15 protein-coding genes are annotated in these 16,743 nt (G+C 72.7%); 14 read left to right on the forward strand and 1 reads right to left on the reverse strand.

Translation table 11 applies throughout. The annotated features are described in order from the left end of the window. From E5N76_RS16800 to E5N76_RS16810, 3 genes are read left to right on the forward strand one after another with little or no spacing between them, the layout of a single operon-like run. Positions 1–354: a LapA family protein gene (locus E5N76_RS16800; RefSeq protein ID WP_149538466.1), complete on the forward strand. Its 354-nt coding sequence runs from the start codon at positions 1–3 to the stop codon at positions 352–354. Positions 355–363: 9 nt separating this feature from the next. Next, a complete protein-coding gene (pyrF, locus tag E5N76_RS16805; protein WP_408021711.1) occupies positions 364–1,077 on the forward strand; it encodes an orotidine-5'-phosphate decarboxylase in 714 nt (237 codons plus the stop codon). Next, positions 1,074–1,712, forward strand: coding sequence for a phosphoribosylanthranilate isomerase (locus tag E5N76_RS16810; protein WP_149538467.1), 639 nt, complete (start codon positions 1,074–1,076; stop codon positions 1,710–1,712). The genes pyrF and E5N76_RS16810 overlap by 4 nt, the downstream gene beginning before the upstream one ends. Positions 1,713–1,930: 218 nt before the next feature. On the opposite strand, the gene E5N76_RS16815 is transcribed toward E5N76_RS16810, so the two are convergent. Further along, a complete protein-coding gene (locus E5N76_RS16815) occupies positions 1,931–2,806 on the reverse strand; it encodes a diacylglycerol/lipid kinase family protein (protein ID WP_149538468.1) in 876 nt (291 codons plus the stop codon). Positions 2,807–3,045: 239 nt separating this feature from the next. Here E5N76_RS16815 and E5N76_RS16820 point away from each other — a divergent pair, with 239 nt between their 5' ends. The 11 genes from E5N76_RS16820 to E5N76_RS16870 all read left to right on the forward strand — a co-directional run bounded on the left by E5N76_RS16820 (position 3,046) and on the right by E5N76_RS16870 (position 16,618). Continuing rightward, positions 3,046–3,915, forward strand: a complete 870-nt coding sequence (locus E5N76_RS16820) for a UDP-2,3-diacylglucosamine diphosphatase (protein WP_149538469.1) — start codon at positions 3,046–3,048, stop codon at positions 3,913–3,915. Between the two features lie 125 nt (positions 3,916–4,040). Continuing rightward, complete coding sequence (locus E5N76_RS16825; protein WP_235907740.1) at positions 4,041–5,069, forward strand: glycosyltransferase family 4 protein; 1,029 nt, start codon at positions 4,041–4,043, stop codon at positions 5,067–5,069. A 470-nt stretch (positions 5,070–5,539) separates the two neighbouring features. Then, positions 5,540–6,256 (forward strand): lysophospholipid acyltransferase family protein, encoded by a 717-nt coding sequence (locus E5N76_RS16830; RefSeq protein WP_149538470.1) that lies wholly within the window; start codon positions 5,540–5,542, stop codon positions 6,254–6,256. Continuing rightward, positions 6,253–7,575: a 3-deoxy-D-manno-octulosonic acid transferase gene (locus tag E5N76_RS16835; protein WP_149538471.1), complete on the forward strand. Its 1,323-nt coding sequence runs from the start codon at positions 6,253–6,255 to the stop codon at positions 7,573–7,575. Before E5N76_RS16830 ends, E5N76_RS16835 begins: the two co-directional genes overlap by 4 nt. A gap of 676 nt (positions 7,576–8,251) precedes the next feature. Continuing rightward, complete coding sequence (gene lpxK / locus E5N76_RS16840) at positions 8,252–9,241, forward strand: tetraacyldisaccharide 4'-kinase (RefSeq protein WP_149538472.1); 990 nt, start codon at positions 8,252–8,254, stop codon at positions 9,239–9,241. Between the two features lie 339 nt (positions 9,242–9,580). Continuing rightward, complete coding sequence (alr, locus tag E5N76_RS16845; RefSeq protein WP_149538510.1) at positions 9,581–10,639, forward strand: alanine racemase; 1,059 nt, start codon at positions 9,581–9,583, stop codon at positions 10,637–10,639. Then, entirely contained in the window at positions 10,639–11,427 is a 789-nt protein-coding gene (locus tag E5N76_RS16850; RefSeq protein WP_149538473.1) for an MlaE family ABC transporter permease, read from the forward strand. The genes alr and E5N76_RS16850 overlap by 1 nt, the downstream gene beginning before the upstream one ends. Next, on the forward strand, positions 11,424–12,239 hold the full coding sequence (locus E5N76_RS16855) for an ABC transporter ATP-binding protein (protein ID WP_235907741.1): 816 nt from the start codon (positions 11,424–11,426) through the stop codon (positions 12,237–12,239). The genes E5N76_RS16850 and E5N76_RS16855 overlap by 4 nt, the downstream gene beginning before the upstream one ends. Before the next feature lie 115 nt (positions 12,240–12,354). Then, entirely contained in the window at positions 12,355–13,689 is a 1,335-nt protein-coding gene (locus tag E5N76_RS16860; protein WP_149538474.1) for an ABC transporter substrate-binding protein, read from the forward strand. A gap of 371 nt (positions 13,690–14,060) precedes the next feature. Further along, complete coding sequence (locus E5N76_RS16865) at positions 14,061–15,647, forward strand: ABC transporter substrate-binding protein (protein WP_149538475.1); 1,587 nt, start codon at positions 14,061–14,063, stop codon at positions 15,645–15,647. Positions 15,648–15,730: 83 nt separating this feature from the next. Then, entirely contained in the window at positions 15,731–16,618 is an 888-nt protein-coding gene (locus tag E5N76_RS16870; protein ID WP_149538476.1) for a TauD/TfdA dioxygenase family protein, read from the forward strand. Positions 16,619–16,743 lie beyond the last annotated feature (125 nt).

The following is a 16,743-nucleotide window of genomic DNA, read 5'->3' on the forward strand; positions in this document are numbered from 1 at the left end:
ATGGTCCGGCTGATCCTGCTGGCGCCGCTGCTCATCCTGCTGGTGCTGTTCGGGCTCTCGAACCGGGAGGAGGTGGCGCTGCGCCTCTGGCCCTTCGACCTCGCCTGGGCGGCGCCGCTTTCCGTCGCGGTGCTGCTGATCGCGGCGGTGTTCTTCCTGTTCGGCGCCTTCATCGCCTGGGCGGCGGCGCTGCCCTATCGGCGGCGGGCGAAGGCGCTGGAGAACACGACGCGCATCCTGGAGCGGGAGCTGGCCGAGCTGCGCGCCAGGGAAGCGCGGCAGTTGGGCCCGGTGCCGCCGCCGGCCAATGGCGCGGCCAATGGGGTGGTGCGGCTCTCCCGCCCCGCCGCCTGAGCCAGGCCCGTGCTGCCCCGCCCGCGGAGCGCTGCCGCCCGGATCATCCCGGCGATCGATACGCCGGACGCGGCGCGGGCCGTGGCGCTGGCCGCGGCGCTGGGGCCGGGCAGCGGCGCGGTGAAATTGGGGCTGGAGCTGTTCACCGCTGCGGGGCCGGAGGCGGTGCGGCGCGTGACGCCGCTGGCGCCGGTCTTCCTCGACCTGAAGCTGCATGACATTCCGAACACCGTGGCTGGCGCGGTGCGCAGCCTGCTGCCGCTGCGGCCGGCGATGCTGACGCTGCATGCGGCGGGCGGCGCGGCGATGCTGGCCGCGGCGCGGGAGGCGGCGGAGGCGGCCGGCGAGGCGCGGCCCATCCTGCTGGCGGTCACCGTGCTGACCAGCCTGGATGCGGCGGCGCTGTCCGAGACCGGCGTTGCCGGCGGGCCGGTGCAGCAGGTGCTGCGCCTGGCGCGGCTGGCGCTCTCCGCCGGGGTGGATGGGCTGGTCTGCTCGCCGCGGGAGGTGGGGCCGATCCGCGACGCCTTCGGGCAAACGCCGCTGCTGGTGGTGCCCGGCCTGCGGCCGGCCGGCAGCGCGGCCGGCGACCAGGCCCGCACCGCGACGCCGGCAGAGGCGGTGGCGGCGGGCGCGGATTGGCTGGTGATCGGCCGGCCCATCACCGGCGCGGCGGACCCGGTTGCGGCGCTGGCGGAGATCGCGGCGGGGCTGCCGGGATGACGCTGGTCAAAATCTGCGGGGTGAATGATGCGGCGGGGTTCGACGCCGCGGTGGCGGCGGGCGCCGATCTGCTGGGCTTCGTCTTTTACCCGCCCTCGCCCCGGGCGGTGACGCCGGCGGTGGCGGCCGGGCTCTCCGCCCGGGCGGCGGGCGGGCCGCTGCGCACCGGGCTGTTCGTGGACCCCGAGGACGCGCTGATCGAGGCGGTGCTGGCGGCGCTGAAGCTGGACCTCATCCAGCTTCACGGGGCCGAGGACCCGGCGCGGGTGGCGGCGATCAAGGCGCGCTTCGGCCTGCCGGTGATGAAGGCGCTGGGCATCGCGGCGCCGGAGGATCTGGCGGTGCTGGAGGCGTTCGCGCCCGTCGCGGACCGCTTCCTGCTGGACGCCAAGCCGCCGCCCGGGGCGAGCCTGCCCGGTGGCAATGCCGCGCCCTTCGACTGGCGGCTGACGGCGGGGCGGGTGATCCCCCGCCCCTGGCTGCTGGCGGGCGGGCTGACGCCGGAGAGCGTGGCGGAGGCGCTGCGGCAGAGCGGCGCGCCGGGGGTGGACGTGTCCTCCGGCGTGGAGCGGGCGCGGGGGGTGAAGGATCCGGCGCGGATCAGGGAATTCGTGGCGGCGGCCAGGGGCGGATGAGGGAGAAACGGAAAAAGAACAAGGCGGAAGATCGGGGGCTTTGACCCCGGCCGCCTCCGGGGACGGGAGCCCCTCCCCGGACCCCGGCCGAGTTCCAGCCCTGCCGTTTGAACCGGCGGACTCAGGGCGGGGTCCGGGGGGAAACCTTGCCGGCAGTGCCGGCAACCCCGGGGGGGTGCAGGGGGCAGCGCGCCTGCCGGGGGGAGGAACCCCCGTCTTCAGCGTGGCAGCACCACCGGAATGGGCGCCGCCGCCTCCTCCACCTCCACCGGCAGCATCCCTGCGGCATCCCCATCCGCCTGCACCGGCACGCCCTCGCCACGCAGCACCACCCGCCGGGCCGGCTTCAGCACCACCCCCGGCAGCCTCGGCAGCAGCCCCAGCGGCAGCGCCGCGCCGTACAGCGCCGCCGCCAGCGCCCCGCCGCGCGGGAACAGCGCCACCTGGAAGCCCGGCTCCCCCGGCCGTGCTGCCGGCGCCAGCAGGTGCCGTCCGGCATAAAGCCGTCCCTTGGTGACGATCACGCTCGCCACCTCCTCCGCCGCCCCGCCATCCAGCGTCACGGTGAAGCGCGGGAAGGGGTAGCGCCCCAGCTCCCGCGCCCCCTGCAGCACATAGGCGAAGCGCCCCAGCGCCCGCTTCCAGCGCAGATCCAGGTGGTGCACCACCGCCGCGTCGAAGCCGGCCCCCAGCATCTGCACGAAGAGCCGCTGGCTGCCATCGCCGAACCGCGCCACCCCGGGGCGCAGCCAGCGCGGTGCGCCCTCTGCCACCACCGCCGCCGCCGCTTCCGGCGCCAGCGGCACCCCCAGCTCCCAGGCCAGCACATTCGCCGTGCCGAGCGGCAGGATGCCGAGCCCCGCGGCGCTGCCGGCCAGCCCCGCCGCCACCTCCGCGATGGTGCCGTCGCCGCCGGCCGCGACCACCAGGGGGCAGCCCCGCCCCGCCGCCTCCCGCGCCAGGGTGGTGGCGTGGCCGGGCCGCTCGGTCTCCGCCAGCTCCGCCGCCACGCCCTTGGCGCGCAGCACGCCCAGCGCCTGGGCCAGCCGGCGGCGGCGGCGCCCGCCCGCGGTAGGATTGAAGACGATCAGCATGCCCCTGGGCACGGCCCCCTGGCCCGGAGGCGCCGCCGGTAGCCGCCCGGCATGACAATCAAGCTTCGATTCGCCCGCAAGGCCGTGACACTTCCCGGAAGCAACCATGTAATTAGGACAAGTCATGCAAGATTCACAACCGCGCCGGTGTTGCCGAGTTACTTGCCCGTCGCGCGACGGCCGGCGACTCGGCGGCGCCGCGGGCGGCAGGACGCGCCGCCTGCCTGGAAGGCGGGACAATGCAGACCACGGATACCAAGCGCCGCTACCGGACGATCTTCCTCTCGGACATCCATCTCGGTACCCGTGGCTGCCGCGCCGATTTCCTGCTGGATTTCCTCAGCCGGGCGGAGTGCGAGCGGCTTTTCCTGGTCGGCGATGTAGTGGATGGCTGGCGGCTCCGCAAATCCTGGTACTGGACCGAGGAATTCGACGAGGTGGTGCGCCACATCCTCGCCATGGCGCGGCGGGGCGTCGAGGTCACCTACATCCCCGGCAATCATGACGAGATGTTCCGCGACTGGCTGGGCCTGGAAGTCGCGGGCGTGAAGCTGGAACGGGAAGCGGTGCATGAGGCCGCCGATGGCCGCCGCTACCTGATCATCCATGGCGATGAATTCGACGGCGTCATCCGCTACGCCAAGTTCCTCGCCCATCTCGGCGACTGGGCCTATGACTGGGCGCTGACGCTCAACCGCGTCTTCAACGCCGCCCGCCGCCGCCTCGGCTACCCCTACTGGTCGCTCAGCCAATGGCTGAAGCGGCAGGTGAAGGAAGCGGTGAAGGCGATCGACCGCTTCGAGGTGGCGCTGGCCACGGAGGCGAAGCGCCGCGGGCTGGACGGCGTGGTCTGCGGCCATATCCACCATGCGGAAATGCGCACCGTCCAGGGCGTGATGTACATGAACGACGGCGACTGGGTGGAAAGCTGCACTGCCCTGGTCGAGCATGCGGACGGGAAATTCGAGCTGATCGACTGGGCGGAGGAGAACCGCCTCTCCTTCTGGCGCCAGATGGAACGGCGCAACGCGTCCCAGCCGACCGTCGCGGCCGATGTGCTGGCGCGGGTGCAGCCGCCGGACACGCGCCGCGCCCCGGCGCGCCCCTGAGCCTTCCCAGGCCCGCCCCGCCCCCCCCCATGCTGTTCGATGAGGCCGTGGCCCCGAGCGGTGCCGCTCCCGCTGAGCTCAGCCCTGCCGCGCCGGCCTGGCGCCCCCTTTGGGATGCGCCCGTGATGCTGCCGGACGATGCCAAGCTGCGCCTGCTGATCGTCACCGATGCCTGGGCCCCGCAGGTGAACGGCGTGGTCCGCACTCTGTCCACCGTGGCCCAGGTGCTGCGGGAAAGGGACGACACGGTGGAGGTGATCGGCCCCGACCGCTTCCGCACCATGGCCATGCCGAGCTACCGGGAAATCCGCCTGGCCCTGGCGCCGCGCCGGAAGCTGCGGCGGCTGGTGGATGCCTACCGGCCGAACGCCGTGCATATCGCGACCGAGGGCCCGCTGGGCTGGGCGATGCGCGCGCTCTGCCTGAAGCGCGGCTGGGTCTTCACCACCAGCTTCCACACCAAATTCCCGGAATACCTGCAGGCCCGCACCGGCCTGCCGCCCAGCCTCGCCTGGGCGGTGCTGCGCCGCTTCCACGAGGCGGGCGGCGGCACCTTCGCCGCCACCCACAGCCTGCGGGAGGAACTGGCGCGCCGCGGCTTCACCAAGATCCGGCCCTGGACGCGGGGCGTCGACCTCTCCCTCTTCAACGGGGAGGGGCGGGAGGAATGGGCCGGGCTGCCCAGGCCCATCTTCCTCCATGTCGGCCGGGTGGCGGTGGAGAAGAACATCGAGGCCTTCCTCCGCCTCGACCTCCCCGGCTCCAAGGTGGTGGTCGGGGACGGGCCGCTGCGCGCCGCGCTGGAGCGCAAATTCCCCGAGGCGCATTTCGCCGGCTGGCGCCAGGGCGCGGCGCTGGCCCGGGCCTATGCCGGGGCGGATGTGCTGGTCTTCCCCTCCCGCACCGACACCTTCGGCCTGGTGATGCTGGAGGCGATGGCGAGCGGCACGCCGGTCGCCGCCTATCCGGTCACCGGGCCGCTGGACGTCATCCCCAGCTCCGGCGCCGGGGTGGTGGACGAGGATCTGCGGGCGGCGGCGCTGGCCGCGCTGCACTGCGACCGGGCGGTGGCCCGCGCCCATGCCGAGCGGTTCTCCTGGGAGGCCTGTGCCATGGGCTTCCGCCGCCAGCTCGTGCCACTCGCGATCACGTGAGGTTACCGGCTTTCTCCGTCCCCGCCTCCATGCTAGTGTCCCGCTTCCGAAGTCCTGCGGCTTCGGAAGCGGGACACCAGCTTTTATTTTCAGTGGCCTGCTTGTCCGCTGCGTTCGCCGGAAATCGGCGAACTTCGCGGGCAGGCCACCGGAGCGTAACCTTGGGCGGCTGGAACGGCCGGGCACGCGACTCGCGTGGCCAGGTGACGGCCCGGGACAGGAAGGTCCGCGGCGGCGTCGCCGGAAGGCGTGACCTGCGCGGCCGGGCCATGGCCCGGGCGGCATCGGCAAGGCCGGGCATGGCCATGGCCTGGGCCGCGGTGCCGGGCGAGGAAGAGCGAGGCAGGGGCATGAATCGGCATGGCGCGGGCGGGAATGGCATGGGGCGCGGCCAGGGCCGCCGGCCCGGCGCCTGCGGCGCGCGCTAGGCCCGGCCGGCTCCTCGCTTCGCTGCCGCCCCTCCGGCCCCGATGCTGCGGCGCGCGCTTCGCCACCCGACGACCCAGGCGGTGCTGGCGCGCCTGCTCGGCCTCTATCTCCGCCTGGTCTTCGCCACCACGCGCTGGCGGGTGGAGGGGGAAGGGCATCTCCGCGCCGCGGCCGAGGCCGGCCCCATCCTCGCCGCCTTCTGGCATGAGCGGCTGCCGCTGATGCCGGCGGCCTGGCTGACCTCCGCCCGCGTGGTGCCGGGGCTGGCGGCGAAGCAGGCGCGGGTGCTGGTCTCCCGCCACCGCGACGGGCGCTTCATCGGCGAGGTGTGCCGGCCCTTCCGGATGGAGATGGTGCATGGCTCCACCAATCGCGGCGGCGCCGCCGGGATGCGGGTGCTGCTGCGCCTGCTGGCGGCGGGGGAGGTGGTGGTGATCACGCCGGACGGGCCGCGCGGCCCGCGCCGCATCGCCGCGCCGGGGGTGGCGCAGCTTGCCGCGTTGTCCGGCCTCGCCGTGCTGCCCTGTGCCGCCCGCAGCAGCCGCGGCATCACGCTGCGGAGCTGGGACCGGATGGTGCTGCCCTTGCCCTTCGCCCGCGGCGTCATCGCCTTCGGCCCGCTCGTCCCGGTGGCGCGGGAGGCGCCGGAGGCGGCGCTGCCCGCCATCGAGGCGGCACTCAGCGCCGCCTGCGACGCCGCCGATGCCGGCGCGCTGGGACGGCGCCTTGGGGCCGTGCCCGCGATGCGCGCCGGATGAGCCTGGCCGGCCCGCTCTGGCGGCTCGGCACCGCCGGCCTGGCCCCGCTGCTGGGCCCCTGGCTGCACCGCCGGGTGCGGCGGGGGAAGGAGATCGCCGCAAGGCTGGGGGAAAGGCGGGGCGAGGGGGCGGCGCGGCCGCCCGGGCGCCTGCTCTGGCTGCATGCGGCGAGCGTGGGCGAAACCATGTCCATCCTGCCCCTGCTGGAAGCCCTGGCGGCCCGCGCCCCGGATCTGACCCTGCTGGTGACGACGGTGACGGTGACCGGGGCGGAGCTGCTGATGCGCCGCCTGCCGCCCTCCCTGGCGGCGCAGGTGCTGCACCGCTTTCTGCCGCTGGACGTCCCGGCCTGGGTGGAGCGCTTCCTGGAGGGCTGGCGGCCGGATGCGGTGGCGCTGGTGGAATCCGAGCTGTGGCCCAACCTGCTGGCCGCGCTGCGCGCCCGCGGGGTGCCGGCGGCGCTGGTGAATGCCCGGTTCTCCACCCGCGCCGCCCGCCGCTGGGGCTGGGCCCCCGGCCTGGCGCGGGAGATGCTGGGCGGCCTCCGCCTGGTGCAGGCGCAATCCGCCGCCGATGCGGCGCGGCTCCGTGCCCTGGGCGCGCGTTGCGTGGAGGTTCCGGGCAACCTGAAATACGCCGCCCCGCCTCTGCCGGCCGAGCCCGCCGCCCTGGGGGCGCTGCGCGAGGCGATCGGCAACCGGCCGGTCTTCCTCGCCGCCAGCACTCATCCGGGGGAGGAGGCGATGGTGCTCGGCGCCCACCGGGCCGTGGCGCCGCTGCTGCCCGGGCTGCTGACCATCATCGTGCCCCGCCATCCGGAGCGCGGGGCGGCCATCGCCGCCCTGGCCGGCGGCCTGCCGCTTTCCCGCCGCGCCGCCGGCGCGCTGCCGGGGCCGGGGCAGGCGGTGCATATCGCCGATACGCTGGGGGAGCTGGGCCTGTTCTACCGCCTGGCCGGGGTGTGCCTGGTGGGCGGCTCCCTGGTGCCGCATGGCGGGCAGAATCCGCTGGAGCCGGCGCGGCTGGGCTGCCCGATCCTGATCGGGCCGCATCACTGGAATTTCGCCGAGCCGGCCGCGGCGCTGCTGGCGGAGGGCGGCGCCCGGGCGGTGACGGAGGCGACGCTGGCGGCTTCGGTCATGGGCGTGCTAACGGATGCGGCGCTGGGCCGGGCCATGGCGGCGACGGCCTCCCGCCTGGCCGCCGCCGGGGCCGGGCTGCCGGACCAGGTGGCGGACAGGCTGCTGGCCCTGCTGCCGCCCGGGCCGGCCGCGGGCCGGGTCGAATGGGGCGGGGCGGGGCGGGACTTGTCCTGCTGACCCGCCTGGCCGGTGCCGGGCCGGACGGCGGGGTACGCCTTGCTGACCCGCCCCGGCACGCCCGGTGCCGGGGCGGGGTGCGGGCCGGATCGAATGGGGTCGGACGGGCGGGGTACGCCTAGCTAACCCGCCCCGGCACGCCCGGCGCCGGACCGGGGTGCGGGCCGGATCGAATGGGGTCGGACGGGCGGGGTACGCCTAGCTAACCCGCCCCGGCACGCCCGGCGCCGGACCGGGGTGCGGGCCGGATCGAATCGGGTCGGACGGGCGGGATGCCCTGCTGGCCCGCCTGGGCGCGGCCGGTGCCAGACCGGAGTGCGGGCCGGATCGAATGGGCCAGACGGGCGGGATGCCCTGCTAGCCCCCTTGGGCGCGGCCGGTGCCGGGCTGGGGTGCGGGCCGGATCGAATGGGCCGGAGACGGCGGGATTGCCCCGCCGACCGCCCGGACGCGACCGGTGCGCCAATCGGTTTGCGGGCGAGCGGCCCGGGCCCGCAGCCGGAGAGGCTTCGGTCCCGGGCCACTGGCCGCTATCTTCGGTGGCTGGCCGATTCCTGCCATGCCCGGGCGCGGCCCCGGGCGTTCAGGGGCGGCGGGTGAAGATGGGCGCCCGCGCCTTTCTGCCCCTGCCGGGGCGGAAGACGAAACCCGAGCTGCGAGGACCGGTCGAGAGACGATGCGTGCTCCCGAATTCTGGGGCGGGGATGGCAAGGGGCTGCTGCCCCTGCTGCTTTCGCCCATTGCGGCCCTCTATGGCTGCGCCACCGCGCGGCGGATGGCGCGGCCGGGCTGGCAGGCGCCGGTACCGGTCATCTGCTGCGGCAATGCCACGGCGGGCGGCGCCGGCAAGACCACCGTGGCGCTCGATCTTGGCCAAAGATTGGCGCGGCGCGGCGTCGCCGTGCATTTCCTGCTGCGCGGCTATGGCGGGCGGCTGAAAGGCCCGGTGCGGGTGGACCCTGCGGTGCATGACAGCCGGGCGGTGGGCGACGAGGCGCTGCTGCTGGCGGCCGAGCGCCCGACCTGGATTTCCGCCGACCGCGCCGCCGGCGCCCGGGCGGCCGTCGCGGCGGGGGCGCAGGCCATCGTCATGGATGACGGGCTGCAGAACCCGACGCTGGAGAAGGACCTCTCCCTGCTGGTGGTGGATGGCAGCTTCGGCTTCGGCAATAACCGCATCATCCCGGCGGGGCCGTTGCGGGAGCCGGTGGCGGCCGCCGCCGCCCGCTGCCGCGCCGCGGTGATGATCGGCGCGGATGAATCCGGCGCCGCCGCCCTGCTGCCGCCCCGGATGCCGGTGCTGCAGGCCAGGCTGCGGCCGGGGCCGGAGGCGGAGCTGCTGGCGGGCCAACCGGTCTATGCCTTTTGCGGCATCGCCAATCCGCGGAAATTCTTCGCCACCTTGCAGGAGGCGGGGGCGGTGCTGGCCGGGCGCATGGCCTTCGCCGACCACTACCCCTTCGACGAGGGCGATATGCGCGACCTGCTGGCCGAGGCCGATGGGCTGCGTGCCATGCCGGTGACGACGCGCAAGGATTACGTCCGCATCCCGCCGGCCTTCCGCAGCCGCGTGACGGTGGTGACGGTGCGGTTGGAATGGGCGGATACCGTGGCCATCGAGGCCTTGCTGGACCCGCTGGCGCAGCGCGTGCCGATGCCCGCATAGCGTTGGGGCTTCGTCCCCGAACCCTCAGCCGGAGGCGTTGCGGGCAGTGCCCCGGACCCTGCACCTCCGCCGGGGGGCCTCCTCCCCAGGATCCCGGTGCGAGTTGCTCACCGGCTGGCGCCAACCTGCCGGAGATGAGGGGCGCCGCAATACGATGCCATTTCTGTCTGGTCAGCAGGTTCAAGCGTCGGGTCCAGGACTCGGACCGGGGTCCGGGGAGGAGTATCCTCCCCGGCGGGGTCCAGGGGCAGAGCCCCTGGCGGGGGCTTGGGGGGCGGAGCCCCCTTGCGACCCGCCGCGCTTCCCGGCATCCCCTTACCGTCACGGGCGGGGGTGGCGATGCAGGCGGTGCTGACCATCGATCTCGGCGCCATTGCGGCGAATTGGGCGATGCTGCGGGACCGCGCGGCCCCGGGCCTGGTGGCCGCGGCGGTGAAGGCGGATGGCTATGGCCTCGGCGCCGCCCCGGTCGGCCGGGCGCTGCTGGCCGCCGGCTGCCGGCATTTCTTCGTCGCCGATCTGGCGGAGGGCATGGCGCTGCGGGCCGTCCTCGGCCCCGGCCCGATGATTGCCGTGCTGAGCGGCTTTGCGCCGGGCGGGGACGAGGATGCCGCCCTGGTCCCCGTGCTGAACGGGTTGGCGGACCTCACCGCCCATGCCGCAGCCGGGCGGCGCCGCCCGGTCATCCTGCATGTCGATACCGGCATGTCCCGTCTCGGCCTCCCTCCCACCGAGTTCGAGCTGCTGGCGGCGGAGCCGGGGCGGCTGGGGCCGCTGCAGCTTCTTTATGTGATGACGCATCTCGCCGCCGCCGATGAGCCCGCGCATCCGGCCAACGCCGTCCAGGCTGCCCGCTTCGCCGCCGCCCGCGCCCGGCTGCCCGGCGTGCCGACGAGCTTCGCCAATTCCGCCGGCCTGTTCCTCGGCGCGGATTTCGCTTCCGACCTTTCCCGTCCGGGTTGCGCCCTTTACGGCATCAACCCCACCCCGGGCGCTGCGAACCCGATGCGCCAGGTCGTCACGCTCTCCGCGCCCATCCTGCAGGTGCGGGAGATTCCGGCCGGCGAGACGGTGGGCTACGGCGCCGCCTGGCAGGCCGCGCGGCCCAGCCGGATAGCGACGGTTGCCGCGGGCTATGCGGATGGATACCTTCGCGCCCTTTCGGGGCGGGCGGTCGGCATCCTCGCCGGGCGGCCCGTGCCCCTGGTCGGCCGGGTGTCCATGGATCTCATCACCTTCGACGTCACCGATGTGCCTGCCTGCCGCCCTGGCGAGATGATCCAGCTCCTCGGCCCCGGCAACACGCCGGACGAGGTGGCGGCGCGCGCCGGGACGATCGGCTACGAGATCCTCACCTCCCTTGGCGCGCGCTACCGGCGCGACTATCTCGGCACCTGATGGTCGCCCTCCTGCTCGACCCTTTGGCGGCCATCGGCCGCGCCACGCTCGGCGCCTGCCGGGTGGCGGGGGATGCCGCGCTGTTTGCCCTGGAAGGGCTGAGCCATGTGCTGCGGCCGCCTTTCCACTTCCGGCTGTTCTGGCGCGCCTTCCTGGAGATCGCCTGGTTCTCCCTGCCCGTGGTGGCGCTGACCGCGGTGTTCACCGGCATGGTGCTGGCGCTGCAGAGCTTCACCGGCTTCGCCCGCTTCAACGCGCAATCGGCCATCGCCAGCGTCGTCGTCATCTCGCTGACGCGCGAGCTCGGGCCGGTGCTGGCGGCGCTGATGGTGGCGGGGCGCATCGGCGCCAGCTTCGCCGCCGAGATCGGCACCATGCGGGTGACGGACCAGATCGACGCGCTGACCACGCTGTCCACCAACCCGATGAAGTATCTGGTGGCGCCAAGGCTGCTGGCGGCGATCATCGCCCTGCCGCTGCTGGTGCTGGTGGCGGATATCCTCGGCGTCATGGGCGGCTGGCTGATCGGCACCTTCAAGCTGGGGTTCGTCTCCGCCGCCTATCTGAAATCCACCTTCGACTATCTGCAGACCCAGGATGTGGTCTCCGGCCTGGTGAAGGCGGCGGTGTTCGGCTTCATCATCGCGCTGATGGGCACCTGGTGCGGCTACCGCAGCAAGGGCGGGGCGCAGGGCGTGGGCGGGGCCACCACTTCGGCGGTGGTCGCCGCCTCCATCCTCATCCTCGCCCTCGACTACATCCTCACCGAAATCTTCTTCGCGCAATGACGGAGGCGATGGCAGCGACGGGACGCGACCGCGCGGTGGCCGCCGCCACGCCGAAGATCCGCGTGCGCGGGCTGCACAAGGCCTTCGGGCCGAAGCAGGTGCTGGACGGGGTGGATCTGGAAGTGCTGCAGGGCCATTCCCTGGTCATCCTCGGCGGCTCCGGCTCCGGCAAATCGGTCACCATCAAATGCATCCTCGGCCTCATCCAGCCCGATGCCGGGGTGATCGAGATCGACGGCCAGGACGTGCTGAAGATGAAGCGGCGGGAGCGGGAGGCGGTGGCCGACCGCATCGGCATGCTGTTCCAGAATGGCGCGCTGTTCGACAGCCTGCCGGTCTGGGAAAACGTCTGCTTCAAGCTGCTGGCGCAGAAGCGCCTCACCCGTGCCGCGGCGCGGGACAAGGCGGCGGAGGTGTTGGAACAGGTGGGGCTGGCCGCGTCGGTGGGCGAGCTCTGGCCGGCGGAGCTGTCCGGCGGCATGCAGAAGCGGGTGGCGCTGGCGCGGGCGATCGCGGCGCAGCCGGACATCATCTTCTTCGACGAGCCGACGACGGGGCTGGACCCCATCATGGGCGCGGTGATCGACGGGCTGATCGTCGATTGCGTGAAGCGGCTGGGCGCGACGGCGATCTCCATCACCCACGACATGGCGAGCGCGCGGCGCATCGGCGACAGCGCGGCGATGATCCACAAGGGGCGGATCGTCTGGACGGGCGAGGCAAGGAGCCTCGGCCACACCGGCAATGCGATGGTGGACCAATTCGCCAATGGGGAGCGGGAGGGGCCGATCCAGATGGAGTTGCGCCGGTAGCGCCACCCGCGCCGGTTTTCCTCGCATTCCACCCGCGGCCGCGCGCATCCTCCCCGATGCCGGGGCGCGCTCCCGGGCGCCGCCCTGGCCACGCGCAAGCCAGGGAGGAACAAAGATGCAACATGTTACCCGCAGGGCGGCCCTCGCCCTCGGCGCCGCGAGCCTTGCCGCCGGCACCCACGCCCAGCCCCGGCCCGATGGCAGCGCCATCCCCCGCGCCGACATCCCGCCGCCCCGCCAGCCCATCGAGCCGAACGCCGCGCTGCGCGTCATCCGCCCCGCCCGCTTCGTCGATGCCGACGAGATCATCTTCCGCGAGAATTGCGCCCGCTTCAGCGAAGCGCATGGCGTGCCGGTGCGCGTCGATTTCGTCGGCTGGGAGGATATAAGGCCGCAAACCGCCGTCATCGCCAATACCGGCAGCGGGCCGGATGTCGTCATCGGCTGGGCCGACGACCCGCATCTCTATGTCGAGAAGCTGCACGATCTGACGGAACTCGCCGCCTATCTGGGTGAGCGCTATGGCGGCTGGTCCTTCCTCGCACGCAAATACGGCATGCAGCATGGCGGCACGCGCTGGCTGGGCATTCCCTTCGGCGGCGGCACCGGGCCCATCGTCTACCGCGCCTCCGCGGTGCGGGAGGCCGGGTTCGAGAAGGTGCCGGAGGACCATGCCGGCTTCCTCCGCCTCTGCCAGGGGCTGAAGCGCATCGGCAAGCCGGCCGGCTTCGCCCTGGGCAATGCCGTGGGCGACGGCAACGGTTTCGCGAACTGGCTGCTCTGGTCGCATGGCGCGGCGCTGACCGACGAGGCGGGGAAGATCGCCATCAACAGCCGCGAGACCATCACCGCGCTGAACTATCTGCGGGAGCTGTATCCGAATTTTGCGCCCGGCACGCTCTCCTGGCTCGATCCCTCGAACAACCGCGCCTATGCCTCGCAGGAAGTGTCGCTCACCGCCAATGGCGTGTCGCTCTACTACGCGCTGAAGAACGATCCGCGCACCAAGCCCATCGCCGACGACACCGAGCACGCGCCGCTGCCGCGCGGCGTGGCGGACGGCCCGCCGCAATCGGCGACCGTGCTGAACGCCATGGTGTTCCGCCATGTGCGCTACCCCAACGCGGCGAAGGAGTTCATCCGCTTCATGCTGGAGGCGGAGCAGTACGACCCCTGGCTGACCGGCAGCCTGGGCTACTGGTCGCAGCCGCTGGACGCCTACCGGCAGAGCGAGGTCTGGCGCTCCGACCCCAAGCTGGTGCTGTTCCGGGACGCGATGAATCATAAGTACTGGAGCGGGTATAAGGGGCCGATCACCCAGGCCTCCGGCGCCGTCGCGGCGGATTACGTGCTGGTGCAGATGTGCTCCTCCGTGGCGTCGGGCCAGGCGACGCCGGAAGCGGCGGCGCGGGAGGCGGAGCGGCGGGCGAGGCGGTACTACCGGGCTTAGGGTCGAGGAGGGCTCTGCCCTCCTCGAACTCCACCCGCCAAAGGCCGAAGGGCCTTTGGAAACCTTGAGTTCGGACCCGACAGTTCAACCTGTAAACTCAAGGGTTCGAAGGGCCTTGCGGCCCTTTGCGGGAGGGGTCGGGCGCACTGCACCCAACGAGGAGGGCAGAGCCCACCCTCAGATCAGCCGCGCCCTGGCATGGCCACACTGCGCGACGACGAACCGGCCGCGCCCCTATCTTCCCTGGCTGGGCAGGATTTCGGCACGATAATTGCTTAAATGCCGGAGCGCCTCTCACCGCGGCCAATCACCCCGGGCCAGCCGGACCCGGGCCGCCAGGACCACAGCCCTGCCTGCCGGGAGCATTGCCGATGCGTCGACGCCAATTGCTGCAGACCGCCGCCCTCGCCTTCGCCGCCCCGCGCCTCGCCGCCGCCCAGGGCGCCCCTGGGGGCGCCAAGGTGCTGAACTTCGTCCCCTATGCCGATGTCGCGGTCACCGACCCGATCTGGAGCAGCACCTACGCCACCCGCACCTCGGCGCTCGCGGTGTTCGACACGCTCTACGGCACCGATGCCAGCCTCGTCACCCGGCCGCAGATGGTCGCCGGCCATGTGGTGGAGAATGACGGCAGGCTGTGGAAGCTGACGCTGCGCGACGGCCTGCGCTTCCACGATGGCGAGAAGGTGCTGGCGCGGGACTGCGTCGCCTCCATCAACCGCTGGGGCAGGCGGGACGCCTTCGGCCAGCAGCTCCTCGCCGCGACCGAGGAGCTTTCGGCGCCGGATGACCGCACCATCCAGTTCCGCCTGAAGCGCCCCTTCCCCATGCTGCCGGACGCGCTCGGCCGCGCTTCCTCCCTGGTGCCGGTGATGGTGCCGGAACGGCTGGCGAAGACCGATGCCTATACCCGCATGCCGGAGACCATCGGCAGCGGCCCCTTCCGCTACCTGGACTCGGAGCGCGTGCCCGGCGCCCGCGCGGTCTTCGAGAAATTCGCCGCCTACCAGCCGCGCGAGGAGGGCGAGCCGAGCTTCACCGCCGGGCCGCGCCTCGCCTATCTGGACCGCATCGTCTTCAACGTGATGCCGGACCCCGCCGCCGCCGCCTCTGCCCTGCAGGCCGGGGAGGTGGATTGGGTGGAGCAGCCGCTGATGGATCTGGTGCCGCTGCTGCGCCGCAACCGCGACATCGTGGTCGAGGTGAAGGACCGCACTGGCTATGTCGGGCAGTTCCGATTCAACCACATCCAGCCGCCCTTCGACAATGTCGCGCTCCGCCGCGTCGTGCTGGCCGCGATCGACCAGCAGGATTGCATGACCGCCGTGGTGGGCGGCGAGCGCGCCAACATGAACCCGCATGTCGGCGCCTACACCCCCGGCTCCCCCCTGGCGAGCGAGGCCGGCTTGGCGCGCCCGAAGCCGGATTTCGCCAGGCTGAAGCAGGCCGTGCTGGATGCCGGCTACAAGGGGGAGCGCGTGGTGATGCTGGCCGCGGCCGAGGTGCCGCGCATCACCGCGGTCTGCGAGGTGACGCGCGACGTGCTGGTGCGGCTCGGCCTCAATGTCGATTACGTCTCGGCCGATTGGGGCACGCTCAACGCCCGGACGACGAGCAAGGAGCCGGTCGAGCGCGGCGGCTGGAGCTGCTACTGCACCTATGTCGGCGGGCTCGACATGATGACGCCGGCGACCCATGGCATGCTGCGCGGCGGCGGGGTGGCCGGCGGCTCCCCCGGCTGGCTGACCAGCCCGAAGCTGGAGGCGCTGCGCGCCGAATTCTTCGCCGCCCCCGACCTGGCGACGCAGAAGGCGGCGGCGGAGAAGCTGCAGCTCCAGCTCTGGCAGGACGTGCCTTATGTGCCGCTGGGCCAGTTCATCCAGCCGGTGGCCTATCGCCGCACCCTGACCGGCATGCTGGACGGCGCCCCGGTCTTCACCAACCTGCGCAAGGGCTGACGCCCCTGGGGCCGGGCTGGGGATCCCTGGCGCTTGACCCCCGCCCGGCCCGCAGCCTTACACTTCCTCCGGGAGGAACGGACATGACGCTGCACCTGACGCCGCTGCATCCGCTTTTCGTTGCCGAGGTGCGAGGGATCGACCTGCGCACCACGCCGGGGCCGGAACTCTGCGAGGAGATCCACCAGGCGATGGACCGCTACGCCGTCCTCGTCTTCCGCGACCAGCAGATCGAGGACGAGCAGCAGATGGCGTTCGGCCAGGCGCTGGGCCCGCTGGAACAGACCCGCGGCGTGGTCGATGTCCACAAGCAGCGCCTCAAGCACAACCAGATGGCGGACATCTCCAACATCGACCTGGATGGCAAGCTGCTGGGCGCGGATGACCGCCGCCGCATGTTCAACCTCGGCAACCAGCTCTGGCACTCGGACAGCAGCTTCAAGGCGACGCCGGCCAAGTATTCCATGCTGCATGCCAGGGTCATCCCGCCCGAGGGCGGCGAGACCGAATTCGCCGATATGCGCGCCGCCTGGGATGCGCTGCCGGCGAAGATGCAGGCGAAGCTGCGCGACATGGTCACCGATCACAGCCTGATCTTTTCCCGCGGCAAGCTTGGCTTCACCGACTATACCGAGCAGGAGCGGCGCGACTTCGCCCCGGTGCCGCAGCGCCTGGTGCGCTGGCATCCGCGCTCGCAGCGCCACTCGCTCTATCTGTCCTCCCATATCGGCCGCATCCATGGCTGGCCGGTGCCGGAGGCGATGGCGCTGATCCGCCAGCTCGAGGAATTCGCGACCCAGCGCCACTTCGTCTACACGCATCGCTGGCGGCAATGGGACATTGTGATGTGGGACAACCGCAGCACCATGCACCGCGCCCGCCCCTATGAGGACCACACCTATCCGCGCGACATGCGCCGCGTCACCCTGATGGATGTGGCGCCGACGCTGGAGCAGCAGATAGCCGCCTGAACTCAGGCCGGGGTCGGGGGTTGTCCCCCCCGGGCGGAGGTGCAGGCGCTGGGGGCCGAAGGCGCGGGACAAGGCGGCGGCGTTGCGCTACACCCGGGATGTTCGCCTTTCGTCCATGGGGGACC

The organism is Siccirubricoccus phaeus (assembly GCF_008360935.1).
Classification (GTDB): Bacteria; Pseudomonadota; Alphaproteobacteria; order Acetobacterales; family Acetobacteraceae; genus Siccirubricoccus; species Siccirubricoccus phaeus.

Excerpts from the sequence above, each read along its gene's own strand:
- E5N76_RS16800 (WP_149538466.1), top strand. The coding sequence starts at position 1 with ATGGTCCGGCTGATCCTGCTGGCGCCGCTGCTCATCCTGCTGGTGCTG.
- E5N76_RS16810 (WP_149538467.1), top strand. The coding sequence starts at position 1,074 with ATGACGCTGGTCAAAATCTGCGGGGTGAATGATGCGGCGGGGTTCGAC.
- E5N76_RS16815 (WP_149538468.1), bottom strand. The coding sequence starts at position 2,806 with ATGCTGATCGTCTTCAATCCTACCGCGGGCGGGCGCCGCCGCCGCCGG.
- E5N76_RS16820 (WP_149538469.1), top strand. The coding sequence starts at position 3,046 with ATGCAGACCACGGATACCAAGCGCCGCTACCGGACGATCTTCCTCTCG.
- E5N76_RS16825 (WP_235907740.1), top strand. The coding sequence starts at position 4,041 with ATGCTGCCGGACGATGCCAAGCTGCGCCTGCTGATCGTCACCGATGCC.
- E5N76_RS16830 (WP_149538470.1), top strand. The coding sequence starts at position 5,540 with ATGCTGCGGCGCGCGCTTCGCCACCCGACGACCCAGGCGGTGCTGGCG.
- E5N76_RS16835 (WP_149538471.1), top strand. The coding sequence starts at position 6,253 with ATGAGCCTGGCCGGCCCGCTCTGGCGGCTCGGCACCGCCGGCCTGGCC.
- lpxK (WP_149538472.1), top strand. The coding sequence starts at position 8,252 with ATGCGTGCTCCCGAATTCTGGGGCGGGGATGGCAAGGGGCTGCTGCCC.
- alr (WP_149538510.1), top strand. The coding sequence starts at position 9,581 with ATGCAGGCGGTGCTGACCATCGATCTCGGCGCCATTGCGGCGAATTGG.
- E5N76_RS16850 (WP_149538473.1), top strand. The coding sequence starts at position 10,639 with ATGGTCGCCCTCCTGCTCGACCCTTTGGCGGCCATCGGCCGCGCCACG.
- E5N76_RS16855 (WP_235907741.1), top strand. The coding sequence starts at position 11,424 with ATGACGGAGGCGATGGCAGCGACGGGACGCGACCGCGCGGTGGCCGCC.
- E5N76_RS16860 (WP_149538474.1), top strand. The coding sequence starts at position 12,355 with ATGCAACATGTTACCCGCAGGGCGGCCCTCGCCCTCGGCGCCGCGAGC.
- E5N76_RS16865 (WP_149538475.1), top strand. The coding sequence starts at position 14,061 with ATGCGTCGACGCCAATTGCTGCAGACCGCCGCCCTCGCCTTCGCCGCC.
- E5N76_RS16870 (WP_149538476.1), top strand. The coding sequence starts at position 15,731 with ATGACGCTGCACCTGACGCCGCTGCATCCGCTTTTCGTTGCCGAGGTG.